General features: G+C 60.3%; 22 protein-coding genes. 2 read left to right on the plus strand and 20 right to left on the minus strand.

Translation table 11 applies throughout. The features are described from left to right. Positions 1–19: 19 nt before the first annotated feature. A complete protein-coding gene (locus V2B23_RS27565; RefSeq protein ID WP_430953214.1) occupies positions 20–145 on the minus strand; it encodes a hypothetical protein in 126 nt (41 codons plus the stop codon). Here V2B23_RS27565 and V2B23_RS27570 point away from each other — a divergent pair. Continuing rightward, on the plus strand, positions 108–518 hold the full coding sequence (locus tag V2B23_RS27570) for an HNH endonuclease (protein ID WP_430953213.1): 411 nt from the start codon (positions 108–110) through the stop codon (positions 516–518). The two genes, V2B23_RS27565 and V2B23_RS27570, sit on opposite strands and share 38 nt — an antisense overlap. A 6-nt stretch (positions 519–524) precedes the next feature. Here V2B23_RS27570 and V2B23_RS27575 read toward each other — a convergent pair whose 3' ends face one another. The 10 genes from V2B23_RS27575 to V2B23_RS27620 all read right to left on the minus strand — a co-directional run bounded on the left by V2B23_RS27575 (position 525) and on the right by V2B23_RS27620 (position 17,861). Further along, positions 525–1,460 (minus strand): Fic/DOC family protein, encoded by a 936-nt coding sequence (locus V2B23_RS27575; protein ID WP_430953185.1) that lies wholly within the window; start codon positions 1,458–1,460, stop codon positions 525–527. Positions 1,461–1,488: 28 nt separating this feature from the next. Then, a complete protein-coding gene (locus V2B23_RS27580) occupies positions 1,489–1,677 on the minus strand; it encodes a hypothetical protein (protein WP_092808830.1) in 189 nt (62 codons plus the stop codon). Positions 1,678–2,108: 431 nt separating this feature from the next. Next, positions 2,109–3,347 carry a Shedu immune nuclease family protein gene (locus V2B23_RS27585; protein ID WP_258957238.1) on the minus strand — a complete coding sequence of 413 codons (1,239 nt, stop codon included), beginning with the start codon at positions 3,345–3,347 and terminating at the stop codon, positions 2,109–2,111. Between the two features lie 44 nt (positions 3,348–3,391). Beyond that, positions 3,392–4,066 (minus strand): Fic/DOC family protein, encoded by a 675-nt coding sequence (locus V2B23_RS27590; protein ID WP_430953186.1) that lies wholly within the window; start codon positions 4,064–4,066, stop codon positions 3,392–3,394. A 149-nt stretch (positions 4,067–4,215) separates the two neighbouring features. Next, a complete protein-coding gene (locus V2B23_RS27595) occupies positions 4,216–4,413 on the minus strand; it encodes a hypothetical protein (protein ID WP_139053248.1) in 198 nt (65 codons plus the stop codon). Between the two features lie 2,442 nt (positions 4,414–6,855). Next, positions 6,856–15,690 (minus strand): helicase-related protein, encoded by an 8,835-nt coding sequence (locus V2B23_RS27600; protein ID WP_258957241.1) that lies wholly within the window; start codon positions 15,688–15,690, stop codon positions 6,856–6,858. Positions 15,691–15,929: 239 nt separating this feature from the next. Continuing rightward, positions 15,930–16,604 (minus strand): hypothetical protein, encoded by a 675-nt coding sequence (locus V2B23_RS27605; RefSeq protein ID WP_092808813.1) that lies wholly within the window; start codon positions 16,602–16,604, stop codon positions 15,930–15,932. 177 nt (positions 16,605–16,781) lie between these two features. Then, positions 16,782–16,994 (minus strand): hypothetical protein, encoded by a 213-nt coding sequence (locus tag V2B23_RS27610; RefSeq protein WP_092808812.1) that lies wholly within the window; start codon positions 16,992–16,994, stop codon positions 16,782–16,784. Between the two features lie 34 nt (positions 16,995–17,028). Then, positions 17,029–17,469 carry a hypothetical protein gene (locus V2B23_RS27615; RefSeq protein WP_430953187.1) on the minus strand — a complete coding sequence of 147 codons (441 nt, stop codon included), beginning with the start codon at positions 17,467–17,469 and terminating at the stop codon, positions 17,029–17,031. Between the two features lie 29 nt (positions 17,470–17,498). Further along, positions 17,499–17,861: a hypothetical protein gene (locus V2B23_RS27620; RefSeq protein ID WP_092808810.1), complete on the minus strand. Its 363-nt coding sequence runs from the start codon at positions 17,859–17,861 to the stop codon at positions 17,499–17,501. 214 nt (positions 17,862–18,075) lie between these two features. On the opposite strand from V2B23_RS27620, the gene V2B23_RS27625 reads away from it, so the two are divergent. Next, positions 18,076–18,357, plus strand: a complete 282-nt coding sequence (locus V2B23_RS27625) for a hypothetical protein (RefSeq protein ID WP_092808809.1) — start codon at positions 18,076–18,078, stop codon at positions 18,355–18,357. Positions 18,358–18,423: 66 nt separating this feature from the next. Here the strand turns inward: V2B23_RS27625 and V2B23_RS27630 are convergent, their stop codons facing one another. The 9 genes from V2B23_RS27630 to V2B23_RS27670 form a co-directional block, all read right to left on the minus strand. Beyond that, on the minus strand, positions 18,424–18,594 hold the full coding sequence (locus tag V2B23_RS27630) for a hypothetical protein (protein ID WP_175393713.1): 171 nt from the start codon (positions 18,592–18,594) through the stop codon (positions 18,424–18,426). Next, the gene (locus V2B23_RS27635) at positions 18,591–19,118 is read right to left on the minus strand and encodes a DnaB-like helicase N-terminal domain-containing protein (RefSeq protein WP_175393712.1); all 528 of its coding nucleotides are present in this window, start codon (positions 19,116–19,118) and stop codon (positions 18,591–18,593) included. Before V2B23_RS27635 ends, V2B23_RS27630 begins: the two co-directional genes overlap by 4 nt. A gap of 41 nt (positions 19,119–19,159) precedes the next feature. After that, positions 19,160–19,387 (minus strand): redoxin NrdH, encoded by a 228-nt coding sequence (locus V2B23_RS27640; RefSeq protein WP_092808807.1) that lies wholly within the window; start codon positions 19,385–19,387, stop codon positions 19,160–19,162. Then, the gene (locus tag V2B23_RS27645; protein WP_092808806.1) at positions 19,384–19,794 is read right to left on the minus strand and encodes a type II toxin-antitoxin system HicB family antitoxin; all 411 of its coding nucleotides are present in this window, start codon (positions 19,792–19,794) and stop codon (positions 19,384–19,386) included. Before V2B23_RS27645 ends, V2B23_RS27640 begins: the two co-directional genes overlap by 4 nt. A gap of 70 nt (positions 19,795–19,864) precedes the next feature. Beyond that, on the minus strand, positions 19,865–21,454 hold the full coding sequence (locus tag V2B23_RS27650; protein ID WP_092808805.1) for a ParB/RepB/Spo0J family partition protein: 1,590 nt from the start codon (positions 21,452–21,454) through the stop codon (positions 19,865–19,867). A gap of 218 nt (positions 21,455–21,672) precedes the next feature. After that, a complete protein-coding gene (locus tag V2B23_RS27655; protein ID WP_258957236.1) occupies positions 21,673–22,077 on the minus strand; it encodes a hypothetical protein in 405 nt (134 codons plus the stop codon). A gap of 90 nt (positions 22,078–22,167) precedes the next feature. Then, positions 22,168–22,545, minus strand: coding sequence for a hypothetical protein (locus tag V2B23_RS27660; protein ID WP_092808804.1), 378 nt, complete (start codon positions 22,543–22,545; stop codon positions 22,168–22,170). Between the two features lie 47 nt (positions 22,546–22,592). Then, on the minus strand, positions 22,593–22,733 hold the full coding sequence (locus V2B23_RS27665; protein WP_175393711.1) for a hypothetical protein: 141 nt from the start codon (positions 22,731–22,733) through the stop codon (positions 22,593–22,595). A gap of 325 nt (positions 22,734–23,058) precedes the next feature. Continuing rightward, positions 23,059–23,313, minus strand: a complete 255-nt coding sequence (locus V2B23_RS27670; protein WP_092808803.1) for a hypothetical protein — start codon at positions 23,311–23,313, stop codon at positions 23,059–23,061. Positions 23,314–23,359 lie beyond the last annotated feature (46 nt).

The raw sequence follows: 23,359 nt of genomic DNA on the forward strand, positions 1-23,359 counted from the left end.
ACCACAACCCCGTCGAAGATCAACCTGCTTCGGCGCGGAAGCATCGGTTTGTCGACGCAACCTTGACGCCGACCGCGACACACATTGCGCTGTTCTGGTCGAAGGTCGTGAAGACACCGACATGCTGGTTTTGGACGGGAGCCATTAGTGCTCCTGACGGATACGGTCGCTTCAATTACCAACGCAACAACCGACAACGTACCGTCCTCGCTCACCGGTTCTCTGTTGAAATGGTGCATGGGATTCTGGATGACGGAGTCGTCTGTGAACACAAATGCAACGAACCTCTATGTGTGCGCGTTGGGTCGGAACATCTGGTGAAGTCGACCTATTCGGAGAACGTGCGTTTTGCAATTGCGCTCGGCCGTCTCTCGGGACACCGACTGCTCGACGGCAGTGGCCGGCCCCGCTATGACCGCTCTGTTGCTATCCGCAATGCGCTTCGGTTCGGGTACGACGAGAAGGCGCTATTTCGCGCAAAGACCGATCCCGGCAAAGGCCAAGACACCCTGTTTTGACGCTTGCTAGCGTTCGTAGCCCGAGTCGAGAGACCGAGAATTTTCGGGTCGTGCCGGAAGGCTAGCCGCATTGTCGAACTCCGATTCACCCGTGAGCAAACGGCCCACCGGTCGCGGATGCCCCGACGAAACCGCGCGCAACGCGCTCAAGTCATATGCGTGATCCATACCTATCGGCGTTGGATCGGTGGTCGGTGTCGCGATCACGGCAGCATCGAGTGCTTCGCGCAGCAAGGTCAATTCGCCGGTTTGCATGTACTCGAATCGACCCCACACGAACTTGTCGCGGAGGTCCCCGATCCCCGGATTCTCACGGGTGACTTCCGTTTCGACGGGCCGGAACCGCTCGGTGTCGAGCGTGTAGCCGGCATCTGCGCTGAGCTGTCGAAAGAAGGCAGTTTGCGCCCGTGTGTTTCCTTCACGAAACACATGGACCATGTTTGTCCGTGCCCAACACTTCGTCAGTTCATCGACAAATGTGTCTCGGTCAAGTCCGCGAAGAAAGTTCTTTGCGGCCAGTCTATCGAGAACCACTTTGCCGTAGTGGGCTATTTCGTTGGCCGGAAGATAGCGGTGCTGGATCTCCGGCGGGTTCGGATTTCCCCGATGGTAGGCCCGAATATCCGGCCCCATCTTGCCCATCGGCCAGTCGCGTGGAGCGTTCCTGAGCTTGCCGGCCCACGGGTAAATTTGCCTGAAAAGAAGATGGTGAAACTTTTGCAGGTGCGGCAGGTCGTAGTTTCCGGGGACCGGGTTCGCCATGATCTCCGAGAAATTCTTGTACGTCACCCACCCCTCCACATCATCCAAGGTGCCCGCATCGGTGATGCCGAACGGCTGCTCGAGCGAGACATCGATCCGGTTTTTCATCACCGCATCGGTCACATCAGGAACCCCGTGTGGTCCCACCGAACGGTCGACGGGATGAAATAGTTGACCCACTCCTGAGAGAATTTCGGAGTTTCCTCCACTACTCAGCTACCCCATTGCGGCGTTTCGCAATGGCAACAAGGTCGTCGATCGTCAGCTTGTCCTGAAGGTATTCGACGAACACTTCCTGACTGTGAGCGTCCATCGTGCGACCTTCCATCGCCATGATGGGAGCCAGCTTTTCGTACTCCGATCGGGCTTCGGCTTCGGTGAGTCGGTTCGTTGTCAAAGGTCCTCCTGTGAACTTGGAGCTGGCGTCGTCATGCGATTGAGGGTTCTTGTGGCTCGGCCGTATTTCCCTTTGGACCGATGAGTTCTCCATGCTGCGGCGCGAAGCCATCGGGCCATTTCGTTTTTGCGGAGTAGGTAGTCTGATTGTCGAAAGTCTCCCCATCAATCCGGCAGTCGCTGAAATCCGCTTCTACAAGGAACGCTGCACTGAATCTCACGAGTTCCCGGCCTCGGGCGTGGTCGCGGCACCAACCTGACTGCTACTCATCGGGCTCATACGAAGAACGATGATCTGCTCGCGAGTTTCAAGCAGTTCGTTGACATGAAGTGGACACCCGACTTGGAGCGTCACGTCGGTTAACGGACGAGAGTGCGTAGGGGACCTGTCCGTAACAACATCTAAAGATGTTGCCGGTTGCACAAAACGGCCTACATCTCTCCGTCGATAAGTGTGCAATTCCATTCGGCGCGAGCGAGGAGTTCGTCGAACGTGATGATCTCCGGTTCGTAGAGGTTGCGACGGTACAGTTCGAAGGATTCAAACTTCGAGTGATGCACACCGCCTTGTCCTCGCAACTGCTCCAAACTGCCGACGATCAAATAGGCGCGGGGTCGCACGAGATACGTGTGCTCGCCTGTATCGGCTCCGGTCTCATCACGTTCTGCAAGGCGACCGTGGATTTCCCGCGTCGCTCGATGAACGGTCTGTTGTACCTGAGTCACACCACCGCATAGCTCAGGAGACGGGGACCAACACTCACTCCGGTATTCACGACCGAGCAGAGGGGTCTCATGATGTTTGATCTCAACAAAAACCATGGACCGAATTCGTCCGTTCGTGCGTAGGAGAGCATCGACTCGTTTACCCCCGCCGGCGACAGAGAAACCTGCAACGACCTGTTCTAACTTGTCGTCATCCCAACTGGTCAAGAGCTGACCGACGAGGGTCGCTCCAAGGATCCAGGGGTTTTCCTCGAGCAGCTGCTGCCACACCGACTCGGGGCCATCGGCTTCGTCGACCGCGGCTGCGAAGACGGCTGGGTCTTCCAATAGCCTCCGGAAATGTCGCACGACAGCACGTCGACGGGCGATTGCAACGACGTCTTCGGCCTCGGTGTCGCTCTCTATGAGCTGACGGAACCGTGTCGGATCGCTGTCGTACAGAGTGTTCATGGCTTCAGGATCAGCAAAGAACTCCCGAAGTGCTTGCTCGTCCACCCGCACGGACGTTCCGCCCTCTATGGGAATGTGATCCAGTATTTTCACCAGGTCGATGAGTCGTTGCGCACCAATCCGATCGAGGGTGAGGATGGTTTCTACCTTCGTTGCATCCGCGTTGGTTGGAACTTTCTGGATCACAAGCTCACGAACACTGCCGGCTTCTCGTGCCACTTGCAGCTTCACTTGCTTTCGACCAGCAGGGGTCGTGTACACAACAAACTCCTCACGGTCGAACCCGGACTCAGGGTCAGAGCCTCGCCGGCTAGTTTCCAACTCATCGAAGACTTTGGTGATGAAGCGAGCTGGATGCCCCACATCCTGAGACGCACGCAAATCGAGAGGAAAACTCCGGCTGATGTATGTCCGGTCAGGCTGCCGACCTTGCGCAAATGTCACTTCGTTAGGCGGCACTGTAAGCCCAAACGGATCAAACTCGTCATTTCCCACTCTGGCGGCTCCCGACCTCGTTATGTCTTAGTTGTAGCCCGGCATCATTCGCCGTGTTCGAGGCCTCGGCCGCGCTGATTCGGTTCGCGCTGTCTCGCGAGCTTCCGTGCGAGACTACCCATCGCTGTGATGGGCGGGTTCACAAGGGATTTCGAAGGTGGGTCGATTTCGTTGAGTGCCTTGCCGAGCACCTTCTCAAGACGGTCGGTTCTCGTAGTGGACTGGTTGAAGAATCTGGCCTGGACGAACTCTGTTCGCAACGGTGCGTTCTCCGCGAACTGCGAAATGTCGAGTTCGTATCCGGCCTGACGGGACAGTTCGGAGAAGAACACGAACTGAGTTCTGGTGTTCCCTTCACGGAAACTGTGGATCGTGTTGATTTCACCCCAGTGCTCGGCAAGACCCGCGACGAACTCACCGCGTTCACGGCCGCGCAGTAAATCTTGTTTGGTGAGCCGCCGAAATTGTAGGTTCGCGGCATCAGCGATCGCTGGCGCGGGGTAGTAGCCGTAGTTGACCATCGGAGCATTCGGGTCACCCGGCACGAAGTTCACCACGTCAGGACCACTTTTACTCATCTGGCTCAACGGTCCTGTACGTTCCTGGCCAGCCCACTCGTACACATCGGCGAACAGTGCCTTGTGGATGGCTTTGAGGTGGTCGTAATCGAACTTGCCGGGGATCGGATGGAGACTTGCGTCGACCAGTCGGACGGACACGACACGTTCTTCGAACTGGCGGAGCTTGTCGGAGTCGGTGGTCCCGTACGGCTCAGCCGCGCTGACCAGTTTGTTCCGTAAAACAGTCGTTCCCGGGATGAAGTAGTCATCCCAGGAACGAAACTGTGAAGATTTTGGTGGCAACTCGGTCAGTAACCCAGTTCCCGGCGGAACGCAGCTATTTCCTCTTCCGAGGTGCTCACTCCGCTCGCTACACGTCGTGCTGCGGCTTCATCACCTTCGGTGAAGGCACCGCCCGCGAGACGGATTGCTGCGGCAGCGAACTGCACCGACTCTTCGACGCTGCGTGATGCAGTGCGTGTGGTGACCTTGTGTGCAGTGCTCATGCGGCCCTCCCCATGCGATACGTTCGATCGCTTCCATTATCTTACAGTAAAACACCTATAAATGCAGTTCAAAGGCAGTTTTCCGTAAGTCGACAGTCATCGCCGGGCGGCGATGTTGTCACTGATCCATTCCCCCAAACCGCCGGGGTCATCGACTACTTCCGGAATCTTGAACCACCACTTCACGTCCCCGCATGCTCAGCGAGGTCATGCAACGTCGGGTCAGGGCCACTGCATGTGAACGTCGAGGTGTAGACGCTTAGGTACGAGACGTCAGAAACACGGTTCCGCGTGCAAGTTATCCAAACACTGAAGGGGGAAGTTCCCGGTGAAGTGACCGTATCCCAGCAAGGCGGTTTGGATAGAGAAACAGGAAAGACTGTCCTACTGGAAGGTGATCCGATCGTTTTAGTTGGAAAGTCTTATATATTTTCAACCGGATTCGATTCATCGCGAGGGTGGTATACCGCAACGCCCATGACCGGCCATGTTGAACTGAGCGATTCCGATGCTAGTACGATGAAGAATCCATCAGCCCGCTCGCCAGAGCCCTCCGATGTAACCGATATGAAGAATTCAATCCGGGAAGAAATCCCGTTCGAGGTGGGTGCCGAAAGTGACCCGGAGCCGGTCGTAGGTAACGAACCTCTACCCCCAGCTCCGCCTGCTCCGGAGATTCCAGCTCCGTCAGCTGGACCATCCGTTACGGTAAGTCCTACACCTACCAGGTAACACTTGATATCAGGGAAAGAGTATCTACCGTGCCACGTCGCCTTGTATGGAGCGTCAAACTAGGAATTATGTTTGCGACAGTTTATGTGGGGACGGCGTGCTCAGTTGTGGAGCAACCGAATGGTTCGCCTCATTCGGTTGCTCCACCGATAGCGGAGGTTTCAGATCAACACAGTTGCTTCTCAACGGAAGTGCTCACGAGTCTGGGGATTACGGCGGCGTCCACCGAAACGCAGCCGCGATCACCAAAGCCAGGGAGAATCCCAGAATCTTTCACGCCTGTTGAACTGGTCGAATGCAAGGCCGTCGTCCAGGCTGATTACCGAACTGCAAAGGTGCAAGAGGCGAGATATGGGGGTGACCTAAGCGAGGTGTTAAGTGAGCTCGGCAAACCGTCCGAAGCGCGCGATTTGAACTGCCAAGCAGGGACGGTGCCACGACCTGTGATTTGGCTACTGAGCGACCAGGGCGCGGCCATAAGACCCTCGATTCCCCAAGACAAATGCGGAATTTCCAGAACCCAGGTATACGGTGCCATTTCGGATCTGCCAGAGATAAGTAGTGCCGAACGTCTGATTGAGATAATTCCGAATTGATAAGGTTTCGTGGATGTAACGGACGTACGTATCCCTGGCTGAGCTGCATCTAATTGCCTGGCCCTAAAATGCAAAAACGATGAACGTACTCGTCTATGTACCGCCCGACGAATTGTGTTGCTACACCGAATAATCGCAGTACTCCGTTACTGTACATCGCACATCCGCCAATTAAAGCGGGGTATCCGGGATCAAACAATCAACAAACGAAAACTCGCCATTCATAATTCTTCTTCAGAGACTAGATTCATTCATTCTCCGATTTTGTTGAACAAGTGAGGTGAATGTGGTTTTATTTTATACTATGTTGACGGAGAAATTGCCGCCTCATGATGTGGTATATCACGACTCGCAATTTCCTTGGAATTATGTATTTTTGATTTTAGTTCTGGTTTTTTGGATAATTTGGGCGTATCTAATTATGTCATTTATGTATTCCGCAAAGAGGCGAAAGGAAAGTGGCACCTCAGGGAGGGGTGATGAAAGCCTAACTATAATAATTTTGGCAATTTCATTATTTGCGCTGATTTCCGGTTCGATTTATTTGCAATCCATTCTGAATGAAGTATTAAGTCTCCCAACTTATTTTATTTTTCCATGGCCGTTCATAATCTATATTTTCGGATCTATTTTCGGCACGATTCTTGCATGCGCATTCTCTAAGGATACAAACATGTGGAAAGATTGAATTTATCGAGTTTGGCGGATTGCCGTGTGATGGCATCTTAACGGTCCCCTGATATGTCACCGTCCACCTCGTCGCAGGCGGTCTCGTCAGCCGCCGAACCGGTCCTCCCCATGTGGAAGGCGAGATATCCGGCGGCAATCACGCCCGCACTCGCTAGAACAGTGGCAGATGGCTGCCCAGCAACCTTCCAGAATTCCGTGTTGCCAGGAACGGAGAACGCCCTGCCGAGAAGCAATCCCACCGCTCCCGATGCTGCACCGATCCCAATCTTTGGTAAGACACGTTGCAGCCGCGTCGGCTGCCGGTCGTACAACATCGTGTGGCTCTCCTGGCTTGAGGTGGTCGTAGGCGAGAGGTGGGGCGAGACTCACCGTCTCACCCCACCTCTGCTGTGTTTCTGATTGTGGGATCTACCCAGTTTTCGCGTTAGACGACGCGCTCTCCGTCTTCACCCAATCCGTAGTCGAGGTCGGACTCCGGTGCGGGGCCTTCGGCGCTTGAGGCGTTCTCGGCGGCATTTCTGATGCCCTCTCGCAGCGGTCGAACGTGACCGCCACCCACAGCCTTGAGTGAGTCGACGATCGTCTGATCAAATTTCTCATCCACTGAATCAGCGACATGCAATCCAGGCTGATCGGCGACCGCCGGTTGAATTAGTTGAGTGGGCTCGATGATGACATTCGGCCGCTGCTCCGGCGTTGGCTCTTGCTCGAGTTCGGTCGCAGCTCGCAGTTTCGCTCCACGTTCGACGCTTGCCTCGTAGACCTTTTCCCGCGGAACACCGCGTTCCTTGGACATCTCGTCGACGCTTTGTGATGCTCTGGCGAACGCATCGCCGCGTTTGTTGGCGGTGCCCCGATCGTGTTGGCCGGTGCCGTCCCAACTTTCCCAGTTCCATTGCCGGCCGTGCCAGTGGGTGCGGGCGCCGGGCATCCCTGAGTTCGGATCGAAGCCGTAGCGCCATTCGACTTCGCTGGCATCGATGCTCTGCCACGGCCGCTTCTGCTCGTTGTTTTCGCGGGCTTCGGCGTTCTGTTCCCACTCTTTGCGCGCTTCGGCCATCTTCGCGGGCACCGTCGCGATGACCGATTCGCGGCGCATTCCCTGTTCGGTTGCCCATCCTTCGGTGGGGTTGAGGTCCAGTGACCATCCGGGGTACTGGCCGTCGGCGCGGCGGCGTTCGGTGTCGAGGCGAACCTGACGGAGAGCGTCGGGTGAGTTTTCGCGGGAGTTCACCTCGAGACCCAATTCGTGGGCTTCGAGCTTGACGGCTTCGAGTTCGGCGTCGTGAGTGAACACCATCTCCGGTTCACCGATCGCCACTTCGAGTTTTTCCTTGTCCCGGTCGAGTTGGTGTTCGAGGGAGTCACCACGGTTGCTGACGGAGACGAGTTGGTTGCGGATGGTCTGGATGACTCCGTTGGTGGCGCTGTCGATCGCGAAGACGTCGATCATCTTCTCGCGGGCGAGATAACGCTCCTCCCCCGCGATGTCGACGATGTAGTTGGAGAGGGTGTGCGAGTACCCGAGCATCACCGGCACACCGTTGACGGACGCGATCGGGAGGAACTTCCGATCCTTGGTGACCTGCTCCCGTGCGTCGGCCAATGCTTCTTTCAGCGCATCTCGGAGATCGGGCACTTCACTGTCGGGGACCGGGCCATTGGGGAAGTCCCAGATTCGTTGTTCCCGGTCTTCGATGTTCAGCCACTCCTGAAGCTTGGCGCTCTGTTCCTGCAAGCCTGGCAATCGTTCGGTCGCGTCCTCGATCCGGCGCTGCAGGGACCGGATCGTCGCAAGGCGGGCGGCGTTGTTGTTGATGATGGCGCCACGTTGCGCTTCGAGCGTGGTGACTTTCTGCTCGGCTTCGACCTGCTGGACGAACACCGGGTCACCGGTGGCAGCTGCCTTCGTCTGCGCCCAAGACAGTGAGAGGTCACCGCCCACGTCTTCCATGGTCGGGGGCAGGTCTTCGCGGCGCAGCTGAGCGACGAACGCCGATTTGCGGGCTACGTACTGGTACATCATCGCGTCGTAGGAACGGCGAGCGACGACGTTGACGACGCTGACCTTCTCGAAAGTGTTTCCCTGACGGATGATGCGCCCGATGCGCTGTTCCATATCCGCGGCAGTCCACGCCGGGTCGAGGTTCACGAGCTGCTTGAGAGCGCGTTGGACGTTGAGTCCGGTTCCGCCCTTCTTCGTCGATGTCAGTAGCACCCGAATCCGGCCGTCGCGGCACGCTTCCATCAGCTTGGCCTTGGCTTTGGGTGAGTTGTGGTTGTGCATGAACGCGATTTCTTCGGCCTTCATGCCGCGCTGGATCAGCGCGTCCCGCATTTCGGTGTAGACGTTGCGGGCTTTGCTGGTGTCGCCGACTTTCGGTGTTCCTCGGTCGCAGAAGACGAGCTGGAATGCACCGGTCATGTCGGGGCCGTGCTTGTCGGCGGGAATGAACACGTCGACGTTCTCGGCGTGCACGTCCCAGATGGCGTCGGCTGCGACCTCGACGCGTGAGTTCTCCGGCGGCGGTGAGGGCAGGTTCGCCAGGCGCGGGTGCATGGCGACGTTGCGGCCGTCGGTAGAAATTTTGAGGGAGTTGTCGATGTGCATCTCGTCGCCCTTCACGTTGCCCAGGCGCTCGTCCAGGTCGGCGACGAAGTCGATGACGTCTTGGCCCTGATCGAATTCGAGGATCGTCGGCACTCCCCCTTCGAGCTCCGGAAGCGGTACCTCGATCTGGTCGGAGGTGACGACGTCGCGGAACTGATCGAGCATGGCCACAAGCTGTGGCACATTCGCGTACTCGGCCATGCGGGTGACCATCCGCAGTTTGGTTCCGGTGATGTTCATTTCCACGGCTGTGATCGGTTTGGCGAAGGTGCCGGCCCAGTTGTCGATCCGGCCCATCCCGGTGCGGGTCAAAAGATCCGGGCGCAGGAACTTCGTCATCACCCAGATTTCGGACATCGCGTTGGTGATCGGGGTGCCGGTGGCGAAGCCCACCGCTTTGGCGGGTGCGTTCGGCTTACCGGCGCGAGCGTTGCGTTCTCGGGCCGCTTTGCGCAGGAACTGCGCTTTCATCTCCAGGTCGGTCGCTCGTTGCGCCCCGTCCGGAACCGACAGGTCAGCCGAGTTCGACGGCCGGGAAAGGTTCTTGTAGTCGTGGGCCTCGTCGATGAACATGAAATCGCACCCGGACTGCTCGAAACTGAGTCCGTCGTCGGAGGATTTCTGGCTCATGATGGCGTCGATGCGTTTGTTCGTCGCCTTGATCGCGTTCTCGATCTGCTTGACCGAAAACTCCGATCCGTTCTCGTTCGCGGCGTCCAGAGCGACCCGCATCTCCACGATTTCGTTGTCGAGGTATTCGAGCTGAGCTTCACGTTTCATCGCGATCAGACCGAACACCGACTGCGGGACGATGACCATGTCCCAGTCTCCGACTGCGGTCTGCCCGATGAACCGTTGCCTGTCGTCGACGCCGTCCAACTCGGACGCAACGAGAATCTTCGCGTTCGGATACGCCTCGCGGGCCTCCTTGCCCCACTGCGAGAGCAAATGGTTCGGGACCACCACCCACGGCTGACGCACCTGACCAAGCCGCTTGGCTTCCATGCAGGAAATAGTCATCGTCAAGGTCTTGCCGGCGCCGACGACATGATCGAGAAGGATCGTCTCGTCATGCAGGAACCGCTGCACAGCAGCAGTTTGGTACTTGTACGGCGTGAACTTCGGGTTCAGTCCGGGGAACGCCTTGAATTCGGTGCTGTACTTCGGTTTGACGAACGAGTTGCACAGCTCGTTGTAGGTGGCGGCAAGTTTGACGTAGCGGTCACCGTCGGACCAGAGCCATTCCGCGAACCGGTCCTGCAGTGCGTTCGCGTTCGAGCGGGCCGCTGCGGTCAGTTCCGGATGGAACCGCGGCTTCGGTGCCCGTAGTTCTTCTTCCGGTGTCTTGAGGACCTGGATCGCGCGGTTGTTGGCGATCAGGTTGAACATGTCGACGCCGGCGAGACGGGCGCTGCCGTACTTGTCGGTGTAGCCGCGTGCGGCGTCGATATGCCGGTTGTCCTGCTCGGTCTTGAAGCTCCAGTTGCCCGAGACCTTGTCGAACTCGGTTTTGAGGTGGCCGGGATCGAGACCGAATTCCTTGATGAGGAACTCGCGGTAGTACTCCATCGGTACCCACGTCGCTCCTGGCCGGACACCGATGGTCGCCGGATCGACGTCGGCCGGCAGAACTCGTTCGAGCTCTTCGCCGGCACTTCCGTACAACTCGGGATCTTCCGCGGCGAGCATCCGGGCGGTGGCGAGCTTGTCGCGGACGTGTCCGGAGAGGAATGTCTCGGCAAGTTCCCATTCCCCGGGCTGATCGAGGGACGGGAACATGTGCCCGCGGGCCTGTTCGATGACGTCGCCGACCTCGCAGTCGAGCAACTCCCCCATCCGCTCCGGGGAGATGTATCCCAGCTCGTCGAAGCTGATGGCCATCGCCTCGTCGACGTGCTCGGCCGATTCCGCCTTTTCCTTGAACGGGGTGGTGTCCTCGGTGAAGATGGTGGACTTGCCGGCCTCGGCGTCGGTGCCGTCGAAACGGGAAGTGAACGTCTCGATCGCCAGGACCATGCCCACTCGTGGGTCGCGGGCGATCGCGCCTTTGAGGTGGCTCTGGTTCTTCTGCGGAACTGGCTCGGTCGCGGCCTTTTCCTGCATTTCCTCGAGGATGTCCTCGGGAACCTGCCCGGTGTACGGGCGGGCCTGCTCCGGGGGCAGTCCTTCCTCGCGGGCTTCTGCCTTGCCGATCTTGATGCGCCACCGCTCGACGGCCTTGTCGAGTCGTTCGGCGATCTTCTTCTCGGTCAGCGGAGTCGGTTCGGTGAGAGTAAACCGGTTGATCGGCCCCCACCTGTCGACATAACCGTCGTAGAGACTGTTCAGCTGAACGCGCAGCGCATTACGTTCGGCCAGCGTCGATTCGGTCGAGCGGCTCGCCTCGGTGACGTTCATGACGGTCTCACCGAGCGCGATGAGCACCTTCCACTGCTCAGCTTTGTCCTTGCCGGTGCAATTGACCTGCGTCCAGCCCTGCCCGATCTTGAACTGCTCGAACTGGCCCTTGACCTCGTCGAATCGGGTGGTTCCCGGTTCGATGGTGGCCGAATCCAGACCTGCGTCCGTCAGCAAGCCCGCGGTGGTGAAGGCTTCGGCGACCTTCACGGCCGGTGCGGGGGCGGTGAATCCGAGACCGTGTTCGACGGCGTGGTCGACGATCGGGTCGAGCTGGCGGCGTAACTGCTGCGCCAGCGGCGCACGCGCGTTCGGTTCGACGATCAGATTGCGGTTGCCGTTGGCACCGTGACCGAGCGCCAGTGTGCCCAGGACCCGCTCGGGTCGCTCGACGAAATAGCCGTTGAGGCCGTATTCCTCGGCCCGTTTCTTCTCCTCGCCTTCCTTGCTGCGGACATCGAGGGCGATGGTTTTCGCCTCGCTCGCCCACTGCGCCGTTTCCTGCGTCGGCGCTTGGCCTTCTTCGCGGCGCCGAAAGATCAAGACATCGGTGACGACTGCGGTCTTGGCCTGTCGGTCGAACGCACCGGTGGGTAGTCGCACCGCGCCGACCAGGTCGGCGTCGGCGGTGATCTTCTTGCGCACGTCCGGTCGGCGGGCATCGGAAGTGTATGCGGAGGTCACGACCGCGACGTAGCCGCCGGGGGCGGTCAAGGCGAGGGATTTGAGGATGAATTGGTTGTGCAGTGAGTGACCGTCGGCATTGTGGATCGGGTCCGGGACGCCGTACTTGCCGAAGGGCACGTTGCCGATCGCTCCGGAGAACGTCTCGTCGGCAGCGAAGGCTCGCTCGAATCCGTGATTGCGGATCTGTTGTGACGGATACAGGTGGTGCGCGATCTGGGCGCTGATCGGTTCGATTTCGACGCCGACCATGTTCACCCCGGCGGGCGCGGTTCCGACGAAGTGCCCCGCGCCGCAGCCGGGTTCGAGGATCAGTGCGTTCTGGGGCAGTCCGGCGCGTTGCACTGCTCGCCAGAGTTCGGCGACGATCGAGGGGTCGGTGTAGTGCGCGTTGAGGGTCGTCTCGCGGGCCTGCGCGAAACCGCGTTCGCCGAGCACCTCGAGAAGGTCGGCGCGTTCGCTCGACCAGCGTTCCCGAAAGCGTGGACGGTTGTCGAAGACCTCGGGAACTGCGCCCCACCCGGACCACTGAGCAAGAACAGCCTGCTCCTCGGCGGTTGCTCCGCGCCTCTCACGCGCCAGCTCGGTTACGAGCTGCGCGGCCGCGATGTTCGCGTGCACGCGGGCCTTCGATCCGCTGGGGACCAGGACCTCGGTGCCGAGTGCGAAGTCCGGGGCCGGTACAGGTGGTGCGACGACGATGGGAGCGGCTGCGGGTTCGGCTAACTCAACGGCGATGTCTTCCTCGACGTCGGCCTCTGCCTGGACTTCTTCACCCAGTTTCAGTGCCGGTGCGGCCTCTGCTTCGGCTTCGGCTTCGGCTTCGGCTTCGGGGATCTGATAGCCGTGTTCGACTGCCGTTTCCGGTGAGATCCAAATGTTCGCGCCGCTGGGCTTGCGGGCCTTGACCAGGCCACCATTGCGCCACAGGGGGCTGGTGATCGGTTCGCCGTGCAGCTCCTCCGGAACCAGCGGCACGCTCTCGTCGGCGGGTTGAACGGTCGCCGGCTCCTGCGTGACCTCGACTTCAGGGGCAAGTTCTCGTTCAGGTTCGGAGTCGACCTCGACGGTCTCCTCCACGCTCTTTTCTGTCCTGGCCTCGGTGCTGCGTTGCACCTCGCTCCCGGCGTTGGCCTCGGCTGCGTGTTTGCGGGGTAGCTGTTGGCGTGCTTCGTCGATGGCCTCGCGCCAGGTGTTGACTCCTCCGTAGTGCTGCCCGTCAAGGGTGACCGGCGTATCCCTGCCGAATCCGGAATGTCGGAGCACGATGTGGGTGCCGTCAGGTTCACCGACGATGACCTTGCCTGCTACGTACGCGGTCACGTCGTTGCCGAACATCGGTTGTGCGGGTACGCCTTCGGCGTGCATCGCTTCCAACAGCGGTTTGTCGACCTCGATCAACAGGACCCAGTCCATGTCGAAGCCTTCGGCTTCGAGCAACGACATTTCGGTCGGGTGCATCCGTCGAAGATCTTCGAGGACCTGACTGCGTGCGAAACGCTGCAACGACGATCCGGTCGCGTTGAAGCTGCTCTCACCGTTGATCCACATCGGGTCGCTGTGGGCGCTGACGTGGTACAGCTCGTGGCCACGAGCGAGAAGTACCGCGGTCGCGAGAACCGTCCGGTGCGCCGCATCGACGGGCCGGTAGGCGCGTTCGATCCACTCGGGGATCGGCAGGTTAGCGGCTTCGAGTACGCGGCCCAGCGCGAAACGGTGGTCACGTCCACCGGGATGGTCGTGCGTGCGGCCACCGTCGAGGGTGTACTCCCAGAAATGTCGGGAGGGCATGAAGTTGACCGCGTGGCTCTTCTTCGAGCGCAGGCGGACGTTCTTGCTTCCGAACCCACCGCCCTCCTCGAACACCGGGTGCCGGCCGTCGGGTTCGATGTCGGCCGGATACAGAGTCGGGACGAGGTCGCGGCGCAGTTCAGCGGCGCGGTCGACTCGGGGAATGTTCCCGGTCGCTGCGGCGAGGTCCGGACGTTCCTCTTCCAACACGGTGAACGCGGTGCTGATGCCGTCTTCGAGCATGTAGTCCCGCGCGGTCGCAGGCAATCCCGCCCATGTCGCGATCAGCGGCTCATCAAGCAGATGCTCTCGCATCCAGCTCTTCCACTCGGTCTCGACCTGCGGGGTCCAGGTCATTGCCTCGGCGTGTGCCTGCTCCCAGGCCGTGACCAGGGCTTCGGTGAACCATTCGGGAGTTCGGGACTCGGGAAACCTGTTGATCAGCTGTGCTGCGGCTTGGCGCTGCGGTGAACCATCCTCGGCCAAAGCTGCGATGACTTCAGAGAACGCTGTGCGGTACTGATCCGAGTAGGTCGCTGCGGCGGCGTCACGGCCACCGGTGGACGCGATCAGCTCGGGTGAGACGGCTGCTTCCGCGAACAGTTGCGCCATGTCGGCGGCAACGGCCTCGTCCTGCGCTCGGTGAGCTCCTCGCCACCACTGCGCATCGAGGGCACCGCGGGCGCTCTCGCCTTTGAGTTTGCGGCGGGCAATGCCGAATCCTCGATCGGCGTCGGGAGACGGAAGGTCAAGCGGTGTATCGGGGTTGAACAGTGTGTAGGCGCGTGTTTCCCAGTCGTCGATCTCCGGGGTGATGCCCAGATCGAAGGCTTCCTGCAACGCCTCGTAATGATGCTCGCGGTCGGCTGTCGCGGCTTCTTCACGTTCCGCTTCACGTTCCGCGAGTTCGTCCGCATTGATTTCTTCGAGGGTGGGTTCCGGTCCCTCGTCTTCAAGATCGACGTCCTCGCCGGCCTCGATGTCGAGAACGCTCGCAGCGGCATAGTGCGCGGTCTCGAGGTATTCCTCGCCCACCTCGCGTTCGTCGCTCTCGCGGGCGACGACGATCGCTTCGACCACGGCCGTGATTGCCGGATTCTGAACGGGGGTGCCAGTGCGGGTTTGCCAGTACGCCTCGGCTGCCGTGCGGCCCAGCTCGTGCCATCGGCTTCGGTCGAGCAGCACAGCACGGCACGCGAGAAACATCTCGTCGGACAAGGATTGGCGGTCGGCCATCAAGTCGGCCAGCGCGACCTGCGCCTTGTTGGTGAAGTGGCCTTCGGCCCACCCCAGGAACTGATCGGGAGTGTTGACGTCGGGATTTGCCCGAAGGTCGGCTTCGGGGTCCGGCTCCGCGAGCAACGCGAGAATGCGTGCCCGGACCTCGGCTTGCGGATCTTCAACGTAGGGCGCCGGCACTGATTCCGTGACGGCTTGGGATGGTTCCGGTTCCTGCACCACCTCGGTGTCAGGTGTGGGCAGAACCGACTCGGCAGCAGGTGTAAGCAGAGGCCCCTGTGGCCGTCCCCGGAATTGCACCTCTTTGAAATTGCCGCTGAGGATACTCGAAATCAGGTCGTGCGCTTCACCTTTGGTGATCGTCTCATCGACGGTAAACGGCTTTTCAACCTGCTTGGACAGCTCTTCGAGCTTGGCGATCTGCTTCTTGGTGATCGCGTCGGCGCGCCAACTCGCAATCGGAGTGCGGTCGGCCTTCGCTACTTCCTGCACCAGTGCTCGGGGCACCGAATGCGGGTCGATGCCCAGTCCTTGCATCTGCGTGCGCAACTCGCGTTCGCTGGCCGACTGCACACGCCAGTCGGTGCGAAGCCGGTCCAGTCGTGCATGGATGCGGTCGATCCGGTCGCCGAGTGCGTCGATCCCGGATTGGAGTCCGCGATCTTGCGCTGTCGAGAGCGCACTCTGCGCCGATTCCAGCTGCTTGGCGAACTTGCGTGCTTGCGCCTCAGTCTCGTTGAGCTGCCCGCGAATTGCCGCCCACTGCGCCTGTGCGTTTAGAACGGCATGTTCGGGTCCGCGGGCGGGTTGCGCCGCATTTCCTCCTCGATCATGTCCTCCAGCTCGGGTGCGGCCGGATCGAACGCCGTCATCGGGACGGGTTGATCGTCCTCGATCCGCTGCGTGACCAGTGCTGTTGCGAGTTGACGAAACCAGGCCGGCTTCTCCAGCCACACCCGTTCCACGATCCGGGTTGCCACGGGCCGTTCGCGTACGTTCAGGGTCTTCCACCGATCCGGATCGTGCGCCCGGCGCGCCTGGTCCTCCGACTCCCGCACCGCGTTGTCCAGCCAGTTCTCGGACTCCCTGATCTGGGCGATCAATTCCGGTGTCACCTGCGAGTACAGCTCCTGCGTCAGCACCATCTCCCGCGCTGCCCGCCACGCTGTTTCCTTGCCCCGCACCACGTCCCAGTACGTCGGGGTCTTGCCCGGATTCGCCTGCGCCCACTCCTCGGTTGCCTGCTGCTCCAACGGGACGCTGGCCGCTTCCGTCAGCCCCTGGAGTCGGAGAGCTTCCCGGTCGATCTGTGCCAGTCCCTCGGCCGTGGTCAGACTCACGCCGATCCACTCCGCCAGAATCCGACGTGTCTCGCCCGCGATCGTCACGTCGATCCCCTCGACCGCTTCGATCATTTCCTCGTCCATCGGTGCCATTTCCTGCCCCTTCATTCTCGTACTCGAACGTGCCCTGGTTGGCGTCTTCGCGTGCCACTCGACCTCCTCGACTTCGCCCCCAATCCAGGGCGAACTCCGCACGAAAGCGCGGAGTTTATGAGGTCAATTTTACTACAAGACAGAGCGAAAAATTCGCTTTGACCTGCGCAAATGGCGAAAAATCGCGACATTTCAGTGCGTCCTGATTGCGCTCCGAGGTTGCGCCAGAGCCACGCAGAAAACCAGCAGTAGCGGCACGATGAACGCGCCTGCGATCGCTGCCCCGAATGCCCGTAAGACCCGACGATGACGCCGGTACGAACGGCGGGCGCAGATCACCACGCCCGCAATGGACAGCGCATTGAACGCGATAATCACTCCGAACGCAAAACTATTGCCATCCATCACGGGGCCTACCTCTCTAACGGGTGTTAGGTATTCAGGCGGGCTGCTCACCTGTCGCTCCGACCGTCGCGGCAGGGGGTCCGGGCGGGACGGCCCTTTTGCTACTGACGACGGTGGTGATCGCCTTGATCTGATTCCACGGCACTGTCACACTCAGAAAGCGTGGCAGCTCCAGAGCAGCGTCCACCTGTTTACTGGACATCTCGGTGTCGCTCCATTCCTCCACCAGTGCGACGACAGGGTTCTCGATGTCGAAGCTGATGCCGTAGGAGTTCTCGACGTACCAGTCGACAACCACACTGCGAAAATCCTGGGTCTCCTCAAGCTCCGTCTCGAGTCTCCGCAACGCATTGGCATTGTCCGCGTCGAGCCTCACCCCCATATGGGCGTCCTCGAGCGATTTGAGCTGGTCCTTGCTTGCGTACCGCAAGGACGGGATCGGGTTCTCGTCCACAAAGTGGATCTCACTTGCCATGCTTATCTTCTCCCTCAGAGTCGCTGCGATCAGGCCGTGAGCAGCATGATGAGCTGCCAAATCACCTGTGCGGTGCCGATGGCATCACGCGGATCGACCAGATGGTCTGTGACGGTAGCCCAGCCCACCGACCGTTGTTCCATAGCGCGGACAACGTGCGCACCGTAAACCTCGACGATGGTGAACAAGATGTCGCGTCCACCACCGATATGCCAGATGAGGTCACCGTCGTCGAACGCGACGTTGGAGGCAAGGGAATCCGTCTCCGCGTGCGGGTCGGTGCGTTCGTAGAACTCGCGTGCGGACTCGATCAGTGCGTCTCGGTGGTTCTCGCTCATTCGGTAGTGCAGCGGCAAGACTGCCGCGCTACGAACCTGCTCCTGAACCGTCATCGAGGTCCCCTTCCACCGTGATGGATTGTTGTCTCGCCTTGTGCTTGGCAACTCAACCAATACTATAACTAAAGACGTCTCTATGTATAGCATATAGTCGTTACCGCTTCTCGCTACACCCTCGTGTGCGTGAGGCCACGAATGTCGGCGGCGCTGCCTAGAGTGAGCGTCACCCCACTACTCCGAAGCCCATCCCCACGGAACGGATCGAAAAATGACCGAGATGATCGCACCCAGCGACCTCTATCTGAAGCTGCAATCCGCGCTCGACGATCTTCGCGACGTACAGCGAACGGTCCAGCAACTGACCCACGAATATCAGTCGTACGATCCCCGCACTCTCGGCGTAGACACCCTCGGTGAACCGACCACCGGGCCGGATGCGACCGAAGCACTTCTGCGAGCCTTGGCGAACCTCAAAGGTTCGTTCACCGCGTCCGAGGAGTTCTTCGACCAGGCACTGGCCTACGGGTCTCGGCTCCAGATCAAGGACTGACAACATGCATTGAGGGGCGGAATCCATGTGGATTCCGCCCCTCAACGCGTTGGTTCACAGTCACATTCAGAACAATTCGGTTTGCTGAGCTGCGGCCTGCGCGTCCGTACGTCGCTCGTACTCGGCTGCGAAAGATCGGGCGGTCGCCGGGGTGCAGCCCATTTCAATCCCGATCTGGTCCCAGCTCGCGCCATCCTGTTGGCGGTCCCAGGCTTCGCGTTCGTCGTCGGTGTTCACAGTTGTCCTCCTCGAATTTTGGTGAGCCGTTCGGTTGCCTCTCGTAGCTGGCGTCCGTGAGTGCACATGTGCTCGTAGAGGTCTCGCTCCGGTAAGCGCTCGGCTGCCTCCATCAGCGACTGCGCTGCGGCGTGGAACCCTCGGCGGTACGCCTGGGTGAGCACTGCGTCGATGTAGTGCTCGACCTCTCCTGCTGCTCCGAGCGTGGTCACGTCGGCCAATGCGGTGGTCAACTGTTTTCCGTGGTGTCCTGCGGTCAGCCCTTCCCGGCTCAACGTCATAGCGACGTAGGCGGAATCGTGGGGCTTGCCGGCCGCGACGAGGGTGGTGATCTGTTCGTACAGGGCCGCGTAGACGGGGCGTTCGAAGTCCTCGGCGGTGATCGTCTCGACCACTCGGCGCGCTTCGTTGGGCTGCGCCCACAGCAGAGCGCACAGCAGTTGCGCTTCCACGTCCAGACGCGGATCGTCGTCCATGTCGTCGGCCGAGATAGCGTCATGCGGATCAAGTGCGAGGGCAGTCATCGGGGAATCCTCTTGTCTGTGGCCGTTGTCGGTCTCGTTCATCAGGCTGCACCCAGCTCCTTGATGCGATCGGGGCGGAATCCACTCCAATGCGCTTCGCCTGCAACGACAACCGGCGCTTGCAGATACCCCAGACTCATGACGTAGTCCCTGGCCTGTGCGTCCTCGGTGATGTCGATGATGTTGTAGTCGATCCCGGCTCGGTCGAGGGCGCGGTAGGTGGCATTGCATTGAACGCAGGCAGGCTTGGTGTAGACGGTCACGCTCATGATCTTCTCCCCTGATTGTCTGTGGTGGCGCGGTTTTCGAGCTGTGAGACCCGCTGCGGACTGATCTGCAAAATGGTGCCCACGTCGCGTACCGACAGTCCGCGTTCTCGAAGCTTGCGCACCACCACTCTCATTGCGGTCGATGCGTTTTCCGCTGCTCGCTGTGCGTCGCGGCTGAGCTTCTTCGCCTCGCCGATGTCCCTCGTCATTGCGTGGTCGTCGAGGTCGTAGTCCACGGCTTCGACCTCGACACGATCCGGGGAAATTCCTTCGAGCACGGCAACTGCGTCGGCCGCGCGGGCGGATACCTGATCCAGACGCTTGGCCTGCGTGAATGCGCCCTCTACCTCGGGAATCTCGACGGCCCACCACCCTTCGGATCGTCGGGCTTTCGCGGTGATTTTCACTTCCCTATCCCGTCCATACTATAAGTCTAGACCCCTCTACTTATAAAGTAAAGGGGTCTAGACATCTTTGTCAGTCCAGGTCAACCTGCTTATCGGTACGTTGCCCGGCCATAACTTCCTCGACAGGTGTCAGCTCGTGCCCCTGCTCGGCCAGAAAGGTCAGGTACTCCACGCACCCAGCGGGCACGGACCGCCACCCGTCTTTCTCGATGCGCGATTCCTGCGCTGCGAGCACCATCGCCAAAGTGATGACCTGGGCGCGCGCAGGGCTGGCTTTGGCGATCATGTCGGTCACTGCGACGGTGACGTACGAACTCTTCGAGTTGAGCGGAAGGATCTCCTTCAGAACACCGTGGACCTTGTATTCACCCAGAATGCCCGGATGACCAGCAAGGATCGTGGCGACGTAGACAGCGGCTGCTTTCGGCGGGGTTTTGCCCGCCACCAGCTCCGTCAGGAACTTGCGGCGCACGGCGGTCGCGGCCTCTGCCTTGAGGTTGAGAATTCGCACCTTGCGGCGCTCGATACGCTGCTGCTCCTGCATTTCGAGCTGACGTCGCTTGGCTTCGGCCTCGGCGCTCTCCTCGACGGCAAAGTCGCCGGCACTTGCCTCCCCTGCTCGTACTGCCGCCATGATCGGAGAAAGATGCAACCCTGCGGCGTCGGGGTCCGCACACACGTACTCGGCCTTCCAGATGTCCTCGATGGTGACGGTGTTGACGTGCACGCAACCGTCTTCGGGTTCGATGCTTTCGTCTTCGGTGTTCCAATCGACCGTGTCCTCGTCGATCGGCAATCCGGTCGTGTTGTCGGTGATGAGCTGCTCTTTCGACAACACCACGGTCCAGGCTGCAGCGTGGGCCTCGATGTGCTCGAGCGTGACTGCTCCACCGGCTGCGGTCTGGAGGTCGCCGACTGCCAAGACCTTGCTGCCGTAGCCGGGATGCTGATCGAGGACGGTGTATCCCTTGTCCTGGTACGGCTTCGCTGCCTCCTCGAACTCTTCCTGCTCGATCCGCTGCGCCCGCAACTGCTCCGCGTACGCGAAGAACCCGTACCCCCAACTCCTGTCGAGCAGCACCCGGACAGCGTCCTCGTCGTCCTCGAACTCGGCGATGATCGCGGCCTTCTCGAAGTCGAGCTGTCCTTCGTCCACCGACTGACGGGCAACCGCCGACCGCCCCACCTTCGCGGCGTTCTCCACCCACTCCTTGTCCACGTGGATCGCCTTGACGACTTTGGAAACCGGAACTCCCAGGTCCAGAAGTTCCGTCACGCCTGCGGCCCGCTGACCGGGTGTGAGCGCAAGCCTGTTGTCGTTGGCTTCCATCTGCGCGATAACGCGGGTGACGTTGCGCTGCCGCTCGTCTGCGGCGGTATCGAGTCGCACGATGACCGGGATCGAGTCCACGCCGGCTTCTCGGGCTGCGAGGGTGCGGCGCTGACCGTCACGGACGACGATCCGACCGTCTGCGTACTGGACTGCGCTGATTGCTTCGAGCACTCCGTGCTCACGGATCGACTCTACGAATTCCGGTGTGGCCGTCAGGTCGACCTGGTCTCGGACGTTGTCACCGATGTCGAGGTCACTCGGATCGAGTCGGACGAAGATTTCGCCGTCGAACTCTATTGCTCGGGGGCCGTTGAGAATTGCGGTCATGAGTGTCTCTCTCCTAAGATTCGGTTTCAAGACACCGGGCAGATAGTCGCTGCCCGGTGTCTTGCTGTTCCGGGGTACGTCGGTGGTCAGAGTCGGTCGTCCACGGGTACGGACCGGGAAGCCTTCGCCCAGGCGATATCGGTGTCGCTGGGCAAATCGGTCATGATCGTTCCTGTCTGTTCGTGGGCTATGCGGGGACTGGGTGAGAACGTGAGTGGCTACGAGAGCCAATGCCAGTACAGCCAGTTCACCCAGTCGGCGGTGAACGTGCCAGGGAAGTGGGCGTAGTACTCCCAGCCGTAGGGCGGGTCACCGGTGGTCGGCGCCAGCTGCGTCTGCACATCCACCCACCAGGAGGTTTGCCCGTTGATCAGGCCGCGCCCGATCCGGATGTTGTTCCCCTCCGGGGTATACCGGAGGTAGCCGTCCTCGAGGTCCCAGTAGGAGCGGGCCTCGTCGGGGTCCATGTCACACAGGATGGTCTCGTGGTCGGCGTATTGCTGCGCGATGCGGGGCAGGTCGACCTCGGTGAACGGGTCGAGTTCGGCTTTGCGCCAGCTGGGTGCGTTCATCGTGATTTCCAGGGTGCGGTCCGGGAGTGCGATGCCGGGTTGGTGCCTCATGCGGTTCCTCTTTCGTATCAGGTTCGGATTCACAGCACCGGGCAGATAGTCGCTGCCCGGTGCCATGTGATTCCGGGGGTGTCGGGCGATCTAGGCGATCTGGTCGCCGTGAAGGGCGTGGAGAGCGTGTCGAACCTTCTCCAGCTCGGACCGATCGTCTCCGAGCCACCCACTCCAGTCATGGTGTTGGTCGCGCAGTCCTTCGGCTTCTTCCGATTTACCCAGCGCGTCAAGCAATTCGGCGGTGGCGTCGATCTCGTCGCAATTCAGCACTCCACCGAGGTGGTAGCGGGAAAGTGTGGAGTCGAACGACTCTGCCCACTTGTCAGCCTTGTACAGGACGGTTTGAAGATCGTGCACTCTGAGAGCCTTTCGCTCGATGGTGGTTTCGTGTTCCAGTTCGGCACGGGCATCGTCGGGGTTGTTGGTGATGACTCCGTTGACGACGAAATCTGCTGTGCTGTGCATGTTTTCCTCTTTCTCAGTGTGTGCAAGGTTGCGGGATTGGGTAAGGCTCAGTACTCCCAGTTGACGCACCTTGCGTCACTGTCGTGCATTCGAGGGCAGGAGTAGTCGCCGCAGCCGCAGGTCAGATCGGCGTAGTGGTTGGTCGCTGCGGTGTAGTCGTTGCCCTGTTTGAAGTCGTATCCGTTCACGGTCGTGACCTTTCGCTCGTGTCCGGACCCTCTCGGTGGCCCCTGACAATATTTTTTCCGTTCTGACATGGAGCTCCGGATCGGCGGTATAAGGGCTCGGCGCAATGCTTGGGCCGCAAAGTTTTTCAGCGAAGCGTCTTTGAAAAAGTTTTCGGAGCCGTAGGCCGGCGAAGCCGCCAGGGGTTGCGCCGGGACCGCCGTCGATCAGGATCGGAAGGACAGAAAGGAAAAGGATCTTTTCGCTTTTACAGAGCGGAGCGCAGCGGAGCATCCTCTTGGGGGCACCGAAGGTGGCCGGGCCGCCGGGCAGGCGGATCGGAAACAGCTACCGATCGCGGCGCAGCTCGGCGATGCTGACTGCGTCCTCGCTCACGCACAGGTCAAGGGTGATGCGGTTCTGTCCGTTTCCGCTGGTAGCGTCCACCTGAATCACGGCCACCCAGCTCCCTGAGCTGGTCTGAAACCAGGCGTATTGCCGCGCCGGCATGATGCCTTGGAGATTCACAGCGCAGGCTTTCACACGCAGAGTTACGTGATCGGCTCGTCTGCTGATGCGGGCAAGTCCGAGCGCAACGTCCATGTCTTGTGCACTACCGGACAGTGACCAGTTCCGGCCGGGGCCCGAC

Source organism: Rhodococcus sp. 24CO, assembly GCF_050586165.1.
GTDB lineage: Bacteria > Actinomycetota > Actinomycetes > Mycobacteriales > Mycobacteriaceae > Rhodococcus_F.

Coding starts and splice junctions, on each gene's coding strand:
- V2B23_RS27565 (WP_430953214.1), bottom strand. CDS start 145: ATGGCTCCCGTCCAAAACCAGCATGTCGGTGTCTTCACGACCTTCGAC.
- V2B23_RS27595 (WP_139053248.1), bottom strand. CDS start 4,413: ATGAGCACTGCACACAAGGTCACCACACGCACTGCATCACGCAGCGTC.
- V2B23_RS27600 (WP_258957241.1), bottom strand. CDS start 15,690: ATGCAAGGACTGGGCATCGACCCGCATTCGGTGCCCCGAGCACTGGTG.
- V2B23_RS27605 (WP_092808813.1), bottom strand. CDS start 16,604: ATGAAGGGGCAGGAAATGGCACCGATGGACGAGGAAATGATCGAAGCG.
- V2B23_RS27610 (WP_092808812.1), bottom strand. CDS start 16,994: ATGGATGGCAATAGTTTTGCGTTCGGAGTGATTATCGCGTTCAATGCG.
- V2B23_RS27615 (WP_430953187.1), bottom strand. CDS start 17,469: ATGGCAAGTGAGATCCACTTTGTGGACGAGAACCCGATCCCGTCCTTG.
- V2B23_RS27620 (WP_092808810.1), bottom strand. CDS start 17,861: ATGACGGTTCAGGAGCAGGTTCGTAGCGCGGCAGTCTTGCCGCTGCAC.
- V2B23_RS27625 (WP_092808809.1), top strand. CDS start 18,076: ATGACCGAGATGATCGCACCCAGCGACCTCTATCTGAAGCTGCAATCC.
- V2B23_RS27635 (WP_175393712.1), bottom strand. CDS start 19,118: ATGACTGCCCTCGCACTTGATCCGCATGACGCTATCTCGGCCGACGAC.
- V2B23_RS27640 (WP_092808807.1), bottom strand. CDS start 19,387: ATGAGCGTGACCGTCTACACCAAGCCTGCCTGCGTTCAATGCAATGCC.
- V2B23_RS27650 (WP_092808805.1), bottom strand. CDS start 21,454: ATGACCGCAATTCTCAACGGCCCCCGAGCAATAGAGTTCGACGGCGAA.
- V2B23_RS27655 (WP_258957236.1), bottom strand. CDS start 22,077: ATGAGGCACCAACCCGGCATCGCACTCCCGGACCGCACCCTGGAAATC.
- V2B23_RS27660 (WP_092808804.1), bottom strand. CDS start 22,545: ATGCACAGCACAGCAGATTTCGTCGTCAACGGAGTCATCACCAACAAC.
- V2B23_RS27670 (WP_092808803.1), bottom strand. CDS start 23,313: ATGGACGTTGCGCTCGGACTTGCCCGCATCAGCAGACGAGCCGATCAC.